At 69.8% G+C, this 14,438-nt stretch carries 9 protein-coding genes, 1 tRNA gene and 4 pseudogenes; 8 read left to right on the forward strand and 6 right to left on the reverse strand.

The window, feature by feature from the left end; translation table 11 throughout:
- Positions 1 to 110: 110 nt before the first annotated feature.
- Both GQF42_RS34875 and GQF42_RS34880 read left to right on the forward strand, forming a co-directional pair.
- Positions 111 to 1,058 (forward strand): beta-ketoacyl-ACP synthase III, encoded by a 948-nt coding sequence (locus GQF42_RS34875; protein WP_158926636.1) that lies wholly within the window; start codon positions 111 to 113, stop codon positions 1,056 to 1,058.
- Positions 1,059 to 1,198: 140 nt separating this feature from the next.
- Positions 1,199 to 1,876, forward strand: coding sequence for a GntR family transcriptional regulator (locus GQF42_RS34880; protein ID WP_158930926.1), 678 nt, complete (start codon positions 1,199 to 1,201; stop codon positions 1,874 to 1,876).
- Positions 1,877 to 2,852: 976 nt separating this feature from the next.
- On the opposite strand, the pseudogene GQF42_RS34885 reads toward GQF42_RS34880, so the two are convergent.
- The 3 genes and pseudogenes from GQF42_RS34885 to GQF42_RS34895 form a co-directional block, all read right to left on the reverse strand.
- Positions 2,853 to 4,995: pseudogene (locus GQF42_RS34885) on the reverse strand (acetate--CoA ligase family protein).
- Between the two features lie 4 nt (positions 4,996 to 4,999).
- The gene (frc, locus tag GQF42_RS34890) at positions 5,000 to 6,229 is read right to left on the reverse strand and encodes a formyl-CoA transferase (protein ID WP_158926638.1); all 1,230 of its coding nucleotides are present in this window, start codon (positions 6,227 to 6,229) and stop codon (positions 5,000 to 5,002) included.
- A gap of 12 nt (positions 6,230 to 6,241) precedes the next feature.
- Positions 6,242 to 7,921, reverse strand: coding sequence for a thiamine pyrophosphate-binding protein (locus GQF42_RS34895; RefSeq protein WP_158926640.1), 1,680 nt, complete (start codon positions 7,919 to 7,921; stop codon positions 6,242 to 6,244).
- Positions 7,922 to 8,200: 279 nt separating this feature from the next.
- Between GQF42_RS34895 and GQF42_RS34900 the strand changes: the two are divergent.
- The 3 genes and pseudogenes from GQF42_RS34900 to GQF42_RS34910 all read left to right on the forward strand — a co-directional run.
- Positions 8,201 to 8,693, forward strand: a pseudogene (locus GQF42_RS34900) (ATP-grasp domain-containing protein); the annotation flags it as partial.
- 31 nt (positions 8,694 to 8,724) lie between these two features.
- Positions 8,725 to 9,208 (forward strand): annotated as a pseudogene (locus GQF42_RS34905) (aldehyde dehydrogenase family protein); the annotation flags it as partial.
- 176 nt (positions 9,209 to 9,384) lie between these two features.
- Positions 9,385 to 9,469 (forward strand) — tRNA-Leu (locus tag GQF42_RS34910).
- Here GQF42_RS34910 and GQF42_RS34915 read toward each other — a convergent pair.
- The 3 genes and pseudogenes from GQF42_RS34915 to GQF42_RS46235 all read right to left on the reverse strand — a co-directional run.
- Complete coding sequence (locus tag GQF42_RS34915; RefSeq protein ID WP_233273560.1) at positions 9,451 to 11,157, reverse strand: recombinase family protein; 1,707 nt, start codon at positions 11,155 to 11,157, stop codon at positions 9,451 to 9,453. The genes GQF42_RS34910 and GQF42_RS34915 overlap by 19 nt on opposite strands.
- Positions 11,158 to 11,266: 109 nt before the next feature.
- Positions 11,267 to 11,443 (reverse strand): hypothetical protein, encoded by a 177-nt coding sequence (locus GQF42_RS45120; protein WP_199272901.1) that lies wholly within the window; start codon positions 11,441 to 11,443, stop codon positions 11,267 to 11,269.
- Positions 11,444 to 11,936: 493 nt separating this feature from the next.
- Positions 11,937 to 12,788 (reverse strand): annotated as a pseudogene (locus GQF42_RS46235) (hypothetical protein); the annotation flags it as partial.
- A gap of 415 nt (positions 12,789 to 13,203) precedes the next feature.
- Between GQF42_RS46235 and GQF42_RS34925 the strand changes: the two are divergent.
- Genes GQF42_RS34925 through GQF42_RS34935 form a run of 3 tightly spaced genes read left to right on the forward strand, consistent with a single transcriptional unit; the run spans position 13,204 to position 14,382 of the window.
- Positions 13,204 to 13,731, forward strand: a complete 528-nt coding sequence (locus GQF42_RS34925) for a bifunctional DNA primase/polymerase (protein WP_158926642.1) — start codon at positions 13,204 to 13,206, stop codon at positions 13,729 to 13,731.
- Complete coding sequence (locus GQF42_RS34930) at positions 13,731 to 14,057, forward strand: hypothetical protein (RefSeq protein WP_158926644.1); 327 nt, start codon at positions 13,731 to 13,733, stop codon at positions 14,055 to 14,057. Before GQF42_RS34925 ends, GQF42_RS34930 begins: the two co-directional genes overlap by 1 nt.
- Positions 14,058 to 14,061: 4 nt before the next feature.
- Positions 14,062 to 14,382 carry a hypothetical protein gene (locus GQF42_RS34935; protein WP_158926646.1) on the forward strand — a complete coding sequence of 107 codons (321 nt, stop codon included), beginning with the start codon at positions 14,062 to 14,064 and terminating at the stop codon, positions 14,380 to 14,382.
- Positions 14,383 to 14,438: the final 56 nt, after the last annotated feature.

A 14,438-nucleotide genomic window follows, 5' to 3' on the forward strand; every position in this document is an offset into this window, starting at 1 on the left:
AAGCCGACAACGCGGACGCGTGATTCCTGTGGCTTCACCTGCCGTCGTACCCGTGAGTCACTGACCAGACTGGTGGATCCCGCTACCCAAGGCACCGAGGGGACCCCGCCATGAACGGCTCGCGCATCGCCGCCATCGGTCACTACCAGCCCGCCGGAGTCCTCACCAACGAGGACCTGGCGGGCATGGTCGACACGAGCGACGAGTGGATCCGCAGCCGGGTCGGCATCCGTACCCGGCACATCGCCGGACCGGACGAGCCGGTCGACGAGTTGGCCGCGCACGCCGCCGCCAAGGCGCTGGCCGCCGCAGGGCTGGCCCCCGGCGACATCGACCTGGTCCTGGTCGCCACCTCCACGGCGATCGACCGCTCCCCGAACACTGCCGCCCGGGTCGCGGCCCGGCTCGGCATTGCGCAGCCGGCGGCGATGGACGTCAACGTGGTGTGTGCCGGGTTCACCCACGCCCTGGCCACCGCGGACCACACCGTCCGGGCCGGCGCGGCCACCCGGGCGCTGGTCATCGGCGCCGACAAGATGTCCGACGTCACCGACTGGACCGACCGCACCACCTGCGTGCTGGTCGGCGACGGGGCCGGGGCCGCCGTGGTCGAGGCGTGCCTGCCGGGGGAGGAGCCGGGGATCGGGCCGGTGCTGTGGGGGTCGGTGCCCGAGATGGGGCACGCGGTGCGGATCGAGGGCACCCCGCCGCGGTTCGCACAGGAGGGGCAGAGCGTCTACCGCTGGGCCACCACCCAGCTGCCGGCCATCGCCCGCCAGGCCTGTGAGAAGTCCGGCGTGGCCCCCGCGGACCTGGCCGGGGTCGTCCTGCACCAGGCCAATCTGCGCATCATCGAGCCGCTCGCCGAGAAGCTCGGCGCTGTCAACGCGGTGATCGCCCGCGATGTCACCGAGTCCGGCAACACCTCGGCGGCCAGCATCCCGCTCGCCTTCTCCAAGCTGCTCGAGCAGGGGGCGCTGCGCAGCGGCGAACCGGTGCTCCTGTTCGGCTTCGGTGGCAATCTGTCGTACGCCGGGCAGGTCGTACGCTGCCCGTGAGGTGGTCGAGCGGGGGCACAGGTCCGGCGGAAGCCGGCGCTTCAGGCCTGGATTTTGTGCACCGTAGACTGTAGACAAAAGACAATCGATACTGAGCGTCCAGTGCCTACGTGCCAGAGCTGCCCAGGAGGGGGACCGTGATGTTGCCGACCGGACTGCCGCAGGGGGCCGTGCCCAGGCTGGAACGCCCCGGACCGCTGCGCGAGCGCGTCTACGAAGCCCTGCTGGAACTGATCACCACCCGCGCGCTGCAGCCCGGCCAGCATCTGGTCGAGAGCGAGCTGGCCGGGCATCTCGGGGTTTCCCGGCAGCCGGTGCGCGAGGCACTGCAGCGGCTGAACACCGAGGGCTGGGTCGATCTGCGGCCGGCGCAGGGCGCGTTCGTGCACGAGCCGACCGAGGAGGAGGCCGACCAACTGCTCACGGTCCGCACCCTGCTGGAGGCCGAGGCGGCGCGGCTCGCGGCGCTCAACGCCGACGCGAAGGGTGTCGAGGTCCTCTGCGGCATCGTCGAGGAGGGCCGCACGGCGGTCGCCGCCGACGACGTGACCCGCGCCGTGACGCTCAACGCGGCCTTCCACGCCAAGGTCATGGAGCTGGCCGGCAACGCGGTCCTCGCCGAGCTGGCCGCCCAGGTCGACCGCCGGGTCCGCTGGTACTACACACCGGTCGCCAAGCTGCGCGGCGGCACCTCCTGGTCCGAGCACTCCGACCTGGTCGACGCGATCAGGGAGCGGGACGATCAGAAGGCCGGCCGGCTGATGCGCGAGCACACCGAGCACACCCGGCACTCGTACCACCACCGCAACGAGCCCTGACCCCGGACGGCCGTCCCCTTGGACGGCCCGGCCCCGCCGGCTCCCCCCTGTGCCCGGGTGGCCTGGACTCGGCTCCCTGTGTCCGGGTGGCCTGGACGTGGTGGCCCGGCCGTGAGATGCCGTACGTCGGGCGGGTTCCTGCGCCGCGCGTGGCGGGCGAACGGGTCCGCCGGCCCGGACAAGGCGCCCGGTCCGGGCGGCCACCAGTTTCTCGGCGGGTCCCGGAAGAACCACCCGGCCGCCGCGACCGCCAGGCCCGACCCGAGGCCCGCGGCCGTGAGCAGGGCCCGCCCGGAGGCCTGCCGGACGGCGGGAAACAGGAACGGTGCGGCCCCAGGGCGTTTCCGCTCGTCACCAGACCCGTGGAAGCGCCCCGGCGTTCCGGCCACCACTTGCCCGGCAGCAGCAGACACGTCGCGTGCACCAGGCCCGCGCCGACGTCGGCGAGCAGCCCGAATCCCAGCCGGGCCGCGATCAGTTGAGGTGCGGCGGCGAGCACGAGGTACCCGACAAGGGTGCCGAGCGCTCCGGTCGTCACGGCCGCGCGGGCGGTGAGCCGGCCGCTCTCCCTGAGCCGTCCGGCCGGGAAGGCGGCGGCCTGGGACAGGGCCCACAGGCCCGCCGGCCACAGGTCCCCGCCCCACCCGTGGGTGTCACGAGGACCGGTCCGCGCCGCGAGATACGCGTACGCGGCACAGCTGAGGCCCGTCATGCCCGCCCAGGGCAGGACGACCATCCAGATCCGGCCACGGCCCAGCAGGTCGACGTCGCACTCGCCGACCCGGTACACGCGGCCCCTGCGGTCCCTCACCTCCCGGCAGAGCAGGGAGGCTGGGGGATCGGTGGTTTCCATCTCGCGGTTCCACCCTCTGCGTCGAAAGTTCTGGCCGGCGCCCCCTGTCCAATGCCTTTCGTGCGCACACGGGTCCCGGGGCCGGCCGACGCGCACCGCCGGCCGGCCTCCGCGTCACTCACCTCATGAACCGCCCCCCAGCACCCCGGCCGCCCGCGCCCAGCGGTACTTCGCGCCGAGCACGGCCACCGGCTTCTCGGTCGTGTACGGGTAGGCCACGACCCCCCGCTCGAACAGGTACTGGCAGGCCTCCTCGACCTCGACGTCGCCGGCGAGGGAGGCCACGACCGGCTTCTCGATCCCGCGCTCGCGGAACTCCGCGACCACCCGCGCGGTCAGTTCGGCGAACGCCATCGGCGCAGTGACGATGGTGTGCCAGTAGCCGAGGACGAGCGCGTGGATCCGCGGATCCTCCAGACCCAGTCGGACCGTCGCCTCGTACGTCGACGGCGGTTCGCCCCCGGTGATGTCGACCGGGTTGCCGGCCGAGCCGAACGGCGGGATGTAGCGGCGGAACGCCTCGTCCAGGTCGGGCGGGATCTCCATCAGGGACAGCCCGTTCTCGCTCACCGCGTCCGACAACAGCACGCCGCTGCCGCCCGCCCCGGTGATGATCACGACGTTGTCGCCCCTGGGGGAGGGCAGGACGGACAGGGCGCGGGCGTACTCCAGCATGTCGTTCAGGCCCGGCGCCCGGATCACCCCCGCCTGCCGCAGGACGTCGTCGTACACCGCGTCGTCGCCCGCGAGCGCGCCGGTGTGCGAGCCGGCCGCCTTCGCGCCGGCCGCCGTACGGCCCGCCTTCAGCACCACCACCGGCTTCCTCGGCACGGTCGCGCGCGCTGCCTCGACGAACGCCCGCCCGTCCTTGAGGTCCTCGAGATGCATGGCGATGCACTCGGTGTGGGGGTCCTCACCGAACCAGGTCAGCAGGTCGTCCTCGTCCAGGTCCGACTTGTTGCCGAGGCCGACGATCGCCGACACGCCCGTCTTCGTGGTGCGGGCGAAGCCGAGGACGGCCATGCCGATCCCGCCGGACTGCGGTCAGCGCCACCCCGCCCTTGACGTCGTAAGGAGTGCAGAACGTGGCGCACAGGTCCTGCCAGGTGGAGTAGTAGCCGTAGATGTTCGGGCCGAGCAGGCGGATGCCGTGCCGCTCGGCGATCCGCACGATCTCCGCCTGCAGTGCGTGCTCGCCGGTCTCGGCGAACCCGGAGGGGATGAGCACGGCGTTGGGGATCCTCTTGCGCCCCACCTCTTCCAGGGCCGCGGCCACGAACCTGGCGGGAATGGCGAAGACTGCCACATCCACCTCACCGGGAACGTCCGTGACACTCTTGTACGCCTTGCGGCCCAGAATGTCGTCGGCCCTGGGATTCACCGGGTGGATCTCGCCGGAGAAGCCGCCGTCGACGAGATTGCGCATGACCGAATTGCCGATCTTGCCCTGCTCATTGGAGGCACCGATGACGGCGACGGAGGACGGTTGCATCAGCCGGCGCATCGACGCGAGGATCTCGTCGCGTGTGTACGTCTTCCTCGGTACCGGCTGCCGCTCGGCGAGGATCACCCGGATGTCGGCGGCCAGTGCCCCCTGCGGGGTGGCGATCACCGGGTTGAGGTCCACCTCGGCGATCTCCGGGAAGTCGGCGACCAGCTGGGACACCCGCCGGATCTGCTCGGCGAGCGCCCACCGGTCGACCCCGGCCTGCCCGCGCACCCCGCGCAGAACTTCCGCCGACCGGATGGAGTCCAGCATCGACAGTGCCTCGTCGGCGTCCACCGGGGCCAGCCGGAAGGTCACGTCCTTCAGCACCTCGACCAGCACCCCGCCGAGCCCGAACGCCACCACCTTCCCGAACGTCGGATCGGTGACCGCGCCGACGATGACCTCCTGGCCCGCCGGCAGCAGCTCCTGCACCTGCACGCCCTCGATGCGGGCCCCGGCGTCGTGGGCACGGGCGTTGCCGAGGATCCGGTGGAAGGCGGCGCGTACGTCCGCCGCGCCCTCGACCCCGACGACGACCCCGCCCGCGTCGGTCTTGTGCAGGATGTCCGGCGAGACGATCTTCATCACCACCGGCCCACCGAACCGGGCCGCCGCGGCCACCGCCGCGTCCACGTCCCCCGCCAGTTCCTCGCCCGGCACGGCGATCCCGTACGCGTCGGCGATCACCTTTCCCTCGGGTGCAGTCAGCGCGCTACGGCCCTCGGCGCGCACGGAGTCGAGCAGCGCGCGGACCCGCAGCCGACGGTCCTCTGCCATCACGTCAGATCACTCCGTTCGACTTCAGCAGGTGCAACTCCGCGTCGCCGAGGCCCAGTTCGCCGACGTAGATCTCCTCGTTGTGCTCGCCGAGCAGCGGGGGACCCGTCACCTCGACGGGGGAGTCGGAGAGCTTGAGCGGGCTTCCGACGGTGACGAACGAGCCGCGCTCGGGGTGCGGGACGGTGACCACCATCTCGTTGGCGACCAGTGAGGCGTCCTCGATGATCTCCTTGGTGGACAGGATGGGCCCGCACGGGATGTTGTGGGCGTTGAGCCTCTCCAGCACGTCCCACTTGGGGAGCGTCGAGGACCACTCCTCGATCAGCTGGAACATCTTGTTGAGCTTGGGCAGCCGGGCCTCCGGGGTCGCCCACTCGGGGTCGTCGGCCAGCTCGGGCCGGCCGATGAGTTCGGTGATCGGCTGCCAGCCCACGGGCTGCACGATGACGTACACGTAGTCGTTCGGGCCGCCCGGCGCGCACTTGACCGCCCAGCCGGGCTGGCCGCCGCCGGACGCGTTGCCGGAGCGCGGCACCTCGACGCCGAAGTCCTCGTTCGGGTACTCCGCGAGCGGGCCGTGCGTGAGCCGTTGCTGGTCGCGCAGCTTCACCCGGCACAGGTTGAGCACGGCGTGCTGCATGGCGACGTTGACCCGCTGGCCGCGTCCGGTCCGCTCGCGCTGGAGGAGCGCGGCCAGTATTCCGGCCACGGTGTGCACTCCGGTGCCCGAGTCACCGATCTGCGCCCCCGTCGCCAGCGGCGGCCCCTCCTCGAAGCCGGTCGTCGACATCGACCCGCCCATGGCCTGCGCAACGACCTCGTACGCCTTGAAGTTGGTGTAGGGGCCCTCCCCGAAGCCCTTGATGGACGCGTACACGATGCGGGGGTTGAGCTCCTGGATGCGCTCCCAGGTGAATCCCATACGGTCGACCGCGCCCGGCCCGAAGTTCTCGACCATGACGTCCGAGCGCCGGATCAGCTCGGCCAGGATCTCCTTGCCGCGCTCGGTCTTGGTGTTGAGGGTGATGCTCCGCTTGTTGCAGTTGAGCATCGTGAAGTAGAGGGAGTCGACGTCGGGGAGGTCGCGCAACTGCTTGCGGGTGATGTCTCCGCTCGGCGCCTCCAGCTTGATGACGTCGGCGCCGAGCCAGGCGAGCAGCTGGGTGGCGGAGGGCCCGGACTGGACGTGCGTCATGTCCAGGACGCGGATGCCGTCAAGAGCCTTGGTCATGACTGGCGCTCCTCACTTGTACATGGTCTGGTTCATGGTTCCGGGGGCGTACGCGTCCGGGTCGACCCAGACGTTGATCAGCGACGGCTTGCCCGACTCGCGGGCCCGGCGCAGGGCGGGGCCGATGTCGGCGGGGTCGCGGACCGCCTCGCCGTAACCGCCCAGCAGCTGCGCGAACTTGTCGTACGCCACGTCGCCGAGGGTGTTGCCGACCCGCTCGCGTTCCTTGCCGTACTTGGCGGCCTGGCCGTAACGGATCTGGTTCATCGAGGAGTTGTTGCCGACGATGCCGACGAACGGCAGGTCGTAGCGGACCAGGGTCTCGAAATCCCAGCCGGTCAGCGAGAACGCGCCGTCGCCGAAGAGGGCGACGACCTCCTTGTCCGGGCGGGCCTGCTTGGCGGCGAGCACGAACGGCACGCCCACGCCGAGCGTGCCGAGCGGGCCCGGATCCATCCAGTGGCCGGGCGACTTGGGCTGCACCACCTGCCCGGAGAAGGTGACGTCGCCGCCGTCGCCGATGTAGATCGAGTCCTCGGTGAGGAAGTCGTTGATCTCGCTGACCAGGCGGTACGGGTGGATGGGGGACGCGTCCGAGCGCAACTGCGGCAGCCGCTTGTCGATCGCGCTCTGCTCGGCCGCGCGCAGCTCGTCGAGCCACTCCTTGCGCCTGGACGCACCTCCGTCGACGCGCCCGGAGGCCGCCTCGGTCACGGACTTGAGCACCAGTGCGGCGTCGCCGGCGATGCCGAGGTCGATGTCGCGGTTCTTGCCGACGGTCCGGTAGTCGAGGTCGATCTGGACGACCGTCGCGTCGGGGGACAGTCGTTTGCCGTAGCCCATGCGGAAGTCGAAGGGGGTGCCGACGATCACGATGACCTCGGCGTTGGAGAAGGCGTAGCGGCGTGAGAGCTGGAAGTGGTGCGGGTCGCCCGGCGGGAGCGTGCCGCGACCGGCGCCGTTCATGTACGCGGGGATGTTGAGGGCGCGCACCAGCTCGACGGCGGCCTCGGTGCCGCGGGTCGTCCACACCTGGCTGCCCAGCAGGATCGCCGGCTTCTCGGCGTGGACCAGCAGGTCGGCGAGCCTCTCGACCGCCTCGGGATCACCGGCCGAGCGAGTGGAGGCGCGGTAGGCGCCGGCCCTCGGGACCCGCGCCTTGTCCGCCGGCACCCTCGCGTCCAGGACGTCGCGGGGGATCTCGAGGAAGGAGGGGCCGGGCGCGCCGTGGTAGCACTCGCGGAACGCCATGGAGACCATGTCGGCCGCGCGGGCCGTGTCCGGCACCGTCGCCGCGAACTTGGTGATCGGCGCCATCATGTCGACGTGCGGCAGGTCCTGCAGGGACCCCATCCTGTGCTGGGTGAGCGCGCCCTGACCGCCGATCAGCAGCATCGGGGACTCCGCGCGGAAGGCGTTGGCGACGCCGGTGACCGCGTCGGTCGTGCCGGGGCCGGCGGTGACCACCGCGCAGCCCGGTTTGCCGGTGATCCGGGCGTAGCCGTCGGCGGCGTGCGCGGCGACCTGCTCGTGGCGGACGTCGACGACTTCTACGCCCTCGTCGACGCAGCCGTCGTAGATGTCGATGATGTGGCCGCCGCACAGCGTGTAGATGCGGTCGACCCCCTCGGCCTTCAGCGCCTTGGCAACGAGATGACCACCGGAGATCACGTCCTGGGTGCCGTCGGGCATGGCGAAGTCCTGTCCCTTTCGTGGGGGGTTGGGCGGCTCGCGGTGTCTTGTATGAGCACTACGGCACGGTGCATGCAGTAGATTGCATACAGTCGACGAATACTGTATGAAACTTGTTATCCCCCATCCCGGTGGGTGGCGTCCAGGGGGCGGACGCGCTTTTCGGTCATGGCAGTCCGCCACCTTTGCGCCAGCGGAGCCGCCCCCCTGAAACCGTCTCCCCGACATGAGCGCGGCCTGTCGCGAGCCTGCGGCCGGCCGCCCGGACAGGAGTCGCACATGGACCTGTACGAACACCAGGCATGGCAACTCTTCGAAGAACACGGCATTCCGGTGCCGCAGGCGGAGGGCGGAGGTCGCCCACTAGCCCGGAGGAGCGCGCGAGATCGCCCGCAGGCTCGGCGGCCGGGCCGCGGTCAAGGCGCAGGTGAAGACCGGCGGCCGAGGCAAGGCCGGCGGGGTCAAGCCCGCCGCGGACCCCGCCCCCGCCGAACTGACGGCACGTCAGCTACTCGGCATGGACATCAAGGGGCACCGCGTCGGCACCGTCATGCCGGCCCAACCGGTCGACATCGCCGAAGAGTTCCACGTCTTCTACGTCCTCGACCGCACCGCCGGCGGCTTTCTCGCGATCGCCTCCGCGCAGGGCGGCATGGAGATCGAGGAGGCGGCGGCGAGCCGACCCGAGGCCGTGGCCCGCATCCCGATCGACCGGTCCGAGGGCGTCACCTCCGCCGTCGCGGCCCGGATCGCGAACGCCGCCGGACTACCGGGCGCCGACGGCCGACGTGCGGTAGCCGACCGACCAGGTGGCCGAGGCCGTCGACCGGGGCGCCGTACCGCTCCACCGGGGGAGGCTGCAGGCGGGGACGCTTCCTCACCGGCCAGGACACCTCCGCGTACGTCCACCCGGTCACCCTGCGCAACCCGCCGCCCTCCTCCCCGATGCACCACGCCGAACCCTTCGGGCCGGTCGACACGATCGTCCTCGTCGACACCGAGGCCGAGCTGCTGGCCGCCATGAACGCGTCCAACGGGGCGCTGGTCGCCACCCTCGCCACGGACGACCGGGCTGCCTACGACCGTCTCGCACCGCAGATCCGCGCCTTCAAGACCGGGCACGGAGTGCCCCGCTCCCGGGGCGACCGCGACGAGCTGTTCGGCGGGTTCGGCGCCTCTTGGCGCGGCGCCTTCGTCGTCGGCGACCTCCTGGTGCGCGCCGTCACCCGGGGCCCCGCAGGGGAGCGGCCGCCCGGGCACTTCCCGGTGTACCAGCTCATGCCGTGATCCTCACGCGACGTACGCGGAATCTTGCATTCCGTGCACGGCCGCCACTCCAGGCGGCCCGGCAGGCCCGGGCCGCCCCTCACAGCACGGATACGCAGGTGAAACGCACTCCGAAACCTTGGTATTGTTGTCCATGTCGCCGCGGGGAACACCCCCGGCAAGGCGACAGACACCTAGTCCGGGTGGCGGAATGGCAGACGCGCTAGCTTGAGGTGCTAGTGCCCTTTATCGGGCGTGGGGGTTCAAGTCCCCCCTCGGACACCCTGTATAGCGATACCGAAGCGAGGGCCTCGACCTAACGGTCGCGGTCCTCGTTGCGTTGTCGTAGATGATCGTGATGCCCAGGGCTTCGTAGAGGGGCTCCTTCTTGTCGGCGTCGGCGGTCTGGATGCGTTGTGCGATGTCTCCGAGTCTCTCAGTGATCTCCCGGATCTGGTCGGTGGTGAGGGGTTCGTTCCTCTTCCGGGGGACGGTGGGCAGTGCGTCGAGCTTCTTCTGGGCGGCTTCCCTGTCGTGTAGTGCGTCGTTGATCCACTGGGTGACGATGGCTGGGTCGGCTCCGGCGTCGAGGGCGGCCTGGTAGCGGGCGAGACGCCGCTCGCATTGCTTGATGGCCTGGCGGGCTTGGGTCTGTTCGGGGGTGTGGGTCTGTGCGGCGCTGGCGGCGATGCTGGCCTGGCTGAGTGCGGTGATGGTGGCGGGCGCTCGGGGGTGAAGGCGCGGGCGATCCAGGCGTCGAGTGCGCGGCAGATGATGTCTTCGCGCAGGTTGACGGGGCGGGGGTGGTCGAGCCCGGGGTAGAGGGCTGCTTCCTGATCTTTGTACTCGCATCGGTAGTAGATGCGGTCGCGGATCGGCGAGGGCTGCATCTTGCGTCCGCACAGAGCGCACTTCACCCGTCCGCGCAGGACGTAGGGGCGCCGGGTGCTGCGCTGGTTGGGGCGTTCGTGCCGTTGGTAGGGGCGGGCGCGGTCTTTGCGGGCCTGTTGGGCGGTTTCGAAGAGTTCCTTGGTGATGAGTGGGTCGTGTGCGGGTTCGTTGGACCAGATCCACTGGTCGTGGGGGTTGCGGGTCATGGTGGTGCGGTGGCCGAGGGTGACGTCGTCGACGTCGATGAGGCGTTCTTCCTTGCGTTGCTTGTTCCAGACCTCGTGGCCGGTGTAGCGGGGGTTGAGGAGGATGGCCCTGACCGCTCCGGCCTGCCATCCGGTCTTCGTGCGGTGGGGGTTGCGGGCGGCGTCGTGGGCGGAGGGGCAGGGGACGTTTTCGCTGTCGAGGCGGCGGGCGATGGCCTCGTCGCTCATGCCGTCGATGTACCGGGTGCCGACGTACAGGGTGAAGATGCGCAGGACGACGGGTGCGGTTTCGGGGTCGGGTTCGAGTTTGTGCAGGAGTTGTCCGGTGGCTGCTTTGGCGGGGTTGGGGTGGGTGCCGGCGTCGCTGATCCGGTAGCCGTAGGGCGGCCGACCGCCGAGGTAGCGGCCCTGGAGTTTGGCCTGGGAGCTCATGGCGGTGCGGACCCGGATCTTGATGCGGTTGCGTTCGCCTTTGCTCATGCCGCCGAAGACGGACATGACCAGGTCGTGGGCTTCGTTGTCGGGGTCGATGGGTCCGCCGACCTCCGGTACCCAGAGCGGGATGCGGAAGTGGACGAAGACGGGGAAGGTGTTGCCGAACTGGTTGCCGTAGAAGGTGCGCTGGGGCTCTCCGATCACGACCGCGTCGAATCCGCGGTTGGGGTCGCGGAGGGCTTGGAGGAGGTCGTTGGCGCGGGGGCGGCGTTGCCAGGGCAGGGAGCGGCTGTGGCCGATGTCGAAGTACTCGGTGACGATCTGGCCGCCGGCGGGTTCGATCAGGGCGCGGGCTCGGGTGAGCTGCCAGTTTCTGGAGGCTTCCGGGTCTTGTAGGTCCTCGGTGGAACAGCGTCCGGCGAAGGCGAATCGGATCACGTGTGGTCAGACCCCCAGCGATTGTGGTGTGCAGAGTGGTGCGGGTGTTATGTGGCGGTCTGTCGTACCTCGAACGGGCGAGAAGAGCCAGCCGTGCCCATTTCCCCGCCTAGGTGTTTTCGGGTTCGGGGCGCTGCTGGCCCGGATCGGCGAGCATGGCGCGAAGTAACTGCAGGAGGGCGACTGCGACGGACTCCGTCACGGCGGGTGGCTTGTCGGGGAGGGCCACGTGGAGCTTCTGGGGGTTGTCCGGACTTGAGTGCGGCTCGGATGGGGGCTGAGGCATGCGCTGCTGGGCGTCGGGGCCAGGGGAGCCGTCGGTGCTGACACATGCCGTATAGGGATGTTGCCGGTCGGTTTTGCCGTCTTGTGCCGGCCGATGAGCGTTTGGGCGAGGCGGCCGGTTGGGGATTCCGTTGGTCCATTCCGGCTCGGGCTGAATCCGGTGTACAGTCCGACGCGTCTGCCATTTGGGCCCTGACCAGGGAAAATGTCCTGATCAGGGTTCTTGTGCATGCGGGGGAATGCCCGCTTCTACTTGGGGTTTCCTGGGAGTCCTCGGGGGATTGCGCACTGGATGTGCACTGGGGGCGAGGTGCTACTGGGTGGGTCGGCGGGCTGTGAAGGGCGCCCGCGAGGAGCCATCGGCTGGATTTGAACCTGCGCACACGGCTCCGGAGCCCAGGTGAGAGCGGGAGACCATAGGGCCCCTGACCTGCGCCGGAAGCCGCGACCGTGCGGGTACCGATCAAGATCATTACGCCCCTGACTTGTTGAATCCGGCTTTCCAGCGCCTTCGTGGCGGCACTCAGGGCGGCCTCGCACGCGGCGACGTCTCCGGTACGGGCAAGGGCGCGGGCCTCCATCGCGTGGAACTGAGCCCGCAATGTCGGCGTGGCCACCGGCGAAATGCCCATGAGCGCTGCACGGGCGAGAGTGGCGGCCTCGGTGTACCGACCCAAGAAGGCCGCCTGGTGGCTCATCGCAGACAGGACGCTGCCTGCGAACCTGCGGTCGTTGGCGTCCTGGGCAAGGCGGAGCGCCTGGAGGAAGTACCTCTGGGCGAGCCCGTGGCGGCAGGCGTCGTAAGACATCCAACCGGCAAGGAGCGTGGCTTCCGCCACGGTGGAGAACAGGGCTCGGCCTACCTGCTCGGTGTAGCGGCCTCGCAGAAGCGGGGTCACGTCGTTGTTGAGGTACTGGATGACCGAGTGCCGCGCATGTTCTCCGCCGAACTGGTCGTCGAGCCGGGCGAATATGTCCGCCGTGGTCTTCACGGCTGTCACGTCGCCGAGACCGACTCGCATTCCCTCGGGTCGAGGGCGAGGGATGCCCGGCTCGGGCGCGACCAACCACCGAAGGGACGCCTCGTTCCACGCGGGCTCGGACGGCTCCGCCGTGAGCAGTGGGTCGTACTGGTTGAGGTCTGCCCGCCACAACTGGCTGACCGTTTGAATGGCGTCGTCCGGGCTGGCGGGGTACGCGGCGTCCAGTACCGGAGCGTCCTTGAGCTCTCCGTGATTCAGCCCGAGTTCTGCAGCGCTTGCAGCGAAGGCGTCACACAGCAACGGGCCGTAGAAGTCGTCCGGCGTGCTGTGGCCGTTCTCCCAACTCGCGATACGCCGCTTCACACTGGCGTCCGAAGGAAGCTGATGACCGCGCTGAGCTGCTGCCTGGCGCAGTTCCCTCACCAGCCTTGGCTGGCTCCAGCCTCGGCTGATGCGGGCTTCACGTAAGCGGACGCTGGTCGGCTTCATCGAGTCGTGCCCCTTCACTCCCGCGCGCATGCGCCGGTGTGGCAACTCAGCTTGCCTGATCGAATGTACGCGCTGGTGACGGCATCTTGCAGGCAGTAACCGGAGATCGTATGTCGGAAGGTCGGTGACGGGGGATGACATGACATGCGTGGACGCGTCATCCCCCGTCACCTCTCGTCATCTGCCCTGGTCAGGTACCGAGCGCGGAGTCTGGTCCTACTGCGGCATCGGGGCCGCACGGTGGTCCGACTGAGGGTGAGACGACGTGCACAGGATGACCAGGCGGGGCATGGAATGGCTGTCTGCGGCGGCGGACAACCCGGTCGAGTGCCGGCAGGTGTGGGCGGACGATCCGCGGATGCCCGCGTTGCTGCCGACTGGCCGCTTCTTCGACGTCTTGAGCGTGGACCAGCGCCTCGGCATGGAGATGTACGACCGGCTGCTGCGCAGTGGAATGCCGTTCGGGCCTACGGCGATCGACCGCAAGGCGCAGCGAGTCGGTTTCTTCCTCAACTCCCGGAGCCGCGAGCGATTCACGCACTACCTCGAACGCGAAACCTCGACTCCTCCGACGTACCGGTACCTCGATGAGGGCTCGGCCGTGGTCGTCCCCGGACCCATTCCGCTGTTCGATGACCGGTACCAGTGGCTTCGCCCGCCTACGCGCCGGCCGGAAGCTAATCCCCTCCGCCCGGTCGCCCTCGCGACGGCGCTAGTGGCTTCCGCTGAGCTGCTGGCAAGGATCGACCGCTTCGACGAGCAGTACTCGACCCCGTACGCCGCGGTCGCTGCCCTTCCCGAGGAGACCGACCACTGATGCCGCATGAGCCGACCGACGGACACGACGCTGCCACGTGGTCGCCTCTCGACAGCGAGGGGTGGTACGCGGCACGGAACGCGACGACCGCCCTGCGGGACGCCCTGGTGCGGGCCGGTCTGGAGAAGGACTTCCCGTATCTGCGTGCGGACTTGAACGCCTTCGGGCACGGTCTCGTCGAGTTGGGCCGGGTTTCCCCAGACACGGCTGAGCGCCTCGCGGAACTCCTGCGCCTGGCAATGGCCAGCGGATTCCGCCGCGACCGTGACGGCGACGAGCACGAGCATGCACCGGCCACCAGCGAAGAGGACAAGGGAAGGATCTAGGACCATGACCGACCGGCGAGGAGTGGTGGCCAAGCGAGCGGAGGACCTGGTTCCCGGCGTGGCCTACGTCCGTGGCTGGGCACGCGCACGACGAAGCGCCGGCACCTTGGCCGATCAACTCGTGCTCCTCGGATTGGACTCCGACTTTCCCGGCCTGGTAGCTGACGTGAACGTCTTCGGCGACGGATTGGTGCAACTCGGCACCGTTCGCCCCGAAGCAGCCGAACTGCTGGCGAAGCTGATCACTGCTGGACTGGACGCCGGGATGCATAGCAAGACGGTTGAAGCGCCTCCGGCCAGCCGGCACGAGACGCCTGCGGCCTGAACCGCTCCCGGACTCTCGGTCGGCCGCGACCTGATCGCTCCTCCACAGTCACTCGG

This window comes from Streptomyces broussonetiae, assembly GCF_009796285.1.
Lineage (GTDB): Bacteria > Actinomycetota > Actinomycetes > Streptomycetales > Streptomycetaceae > Streptomyces > Streptomyces broussonetiae.

What these genes read in the sequence shown, in the direction of transcription:
- GQF42_RS34875 (WP_158926636.1), top strand. Translation starts at nt 111, where the DNA reads ATGAACGGCTCGCGCATCGCCGCCATCGGTCACTACCAGCCCGCCGGA.
- GQF42_RS34880 (WP_158930926.1), top strand. Translation starts at nt 1,199, where the DNA reads ATGTTGCCGACCGGACTGCCGCAGGGGGCCGTGCCCAGGCTGGAACGC.
- frc (WP_158926638.1), bottom strand. Translation starts at nt 6,229, where the DNA reads ATGACCAAGGCTCTTGACGGCATCCGCGTCCTGGACATGACGCACGTC.
- GQF42_RS34895 (WP_158926640.1), bottom strand. Translation starts at nt 7,921, where the DNA reads ATGCCCGACGGCACCCAGGACGTGATCTCCGGTGGTCATCTCGTTGCC.
- GQF42_RS45120 (WP_199272901.1), bottom strand. Translation starts at nt 11,443, where the DNA reads ATGCCTCAGCCCCCATCCGAGCCGCACTCAAGTCCGGACAACCCCCAG.
- GQF42_RS34925 (WP_158926642.1), top strand. Translation starts at nt 13,204, where the DNA reads ATGGAATGGCTGTCTGCGGCGGCGGACAACCCGGTCGAGTGCCGGCAG.
- GQF42_RS34930 (WP_158926644.1), top strand. Translation starts at nt 13,731, where the DNA reads ATGCCGCATGAGCCGACCGACGGACACGACGCTGCCACGTGGTCGCCT.
- GQF42_RS34935 (WP_158926646.1), top strand. Translation starts at nt 14,062, where the DNA reads ATGACCGACCGGCGAGGAGTGGTGGCCAAGCGAGCGGAGGACCTGGTT.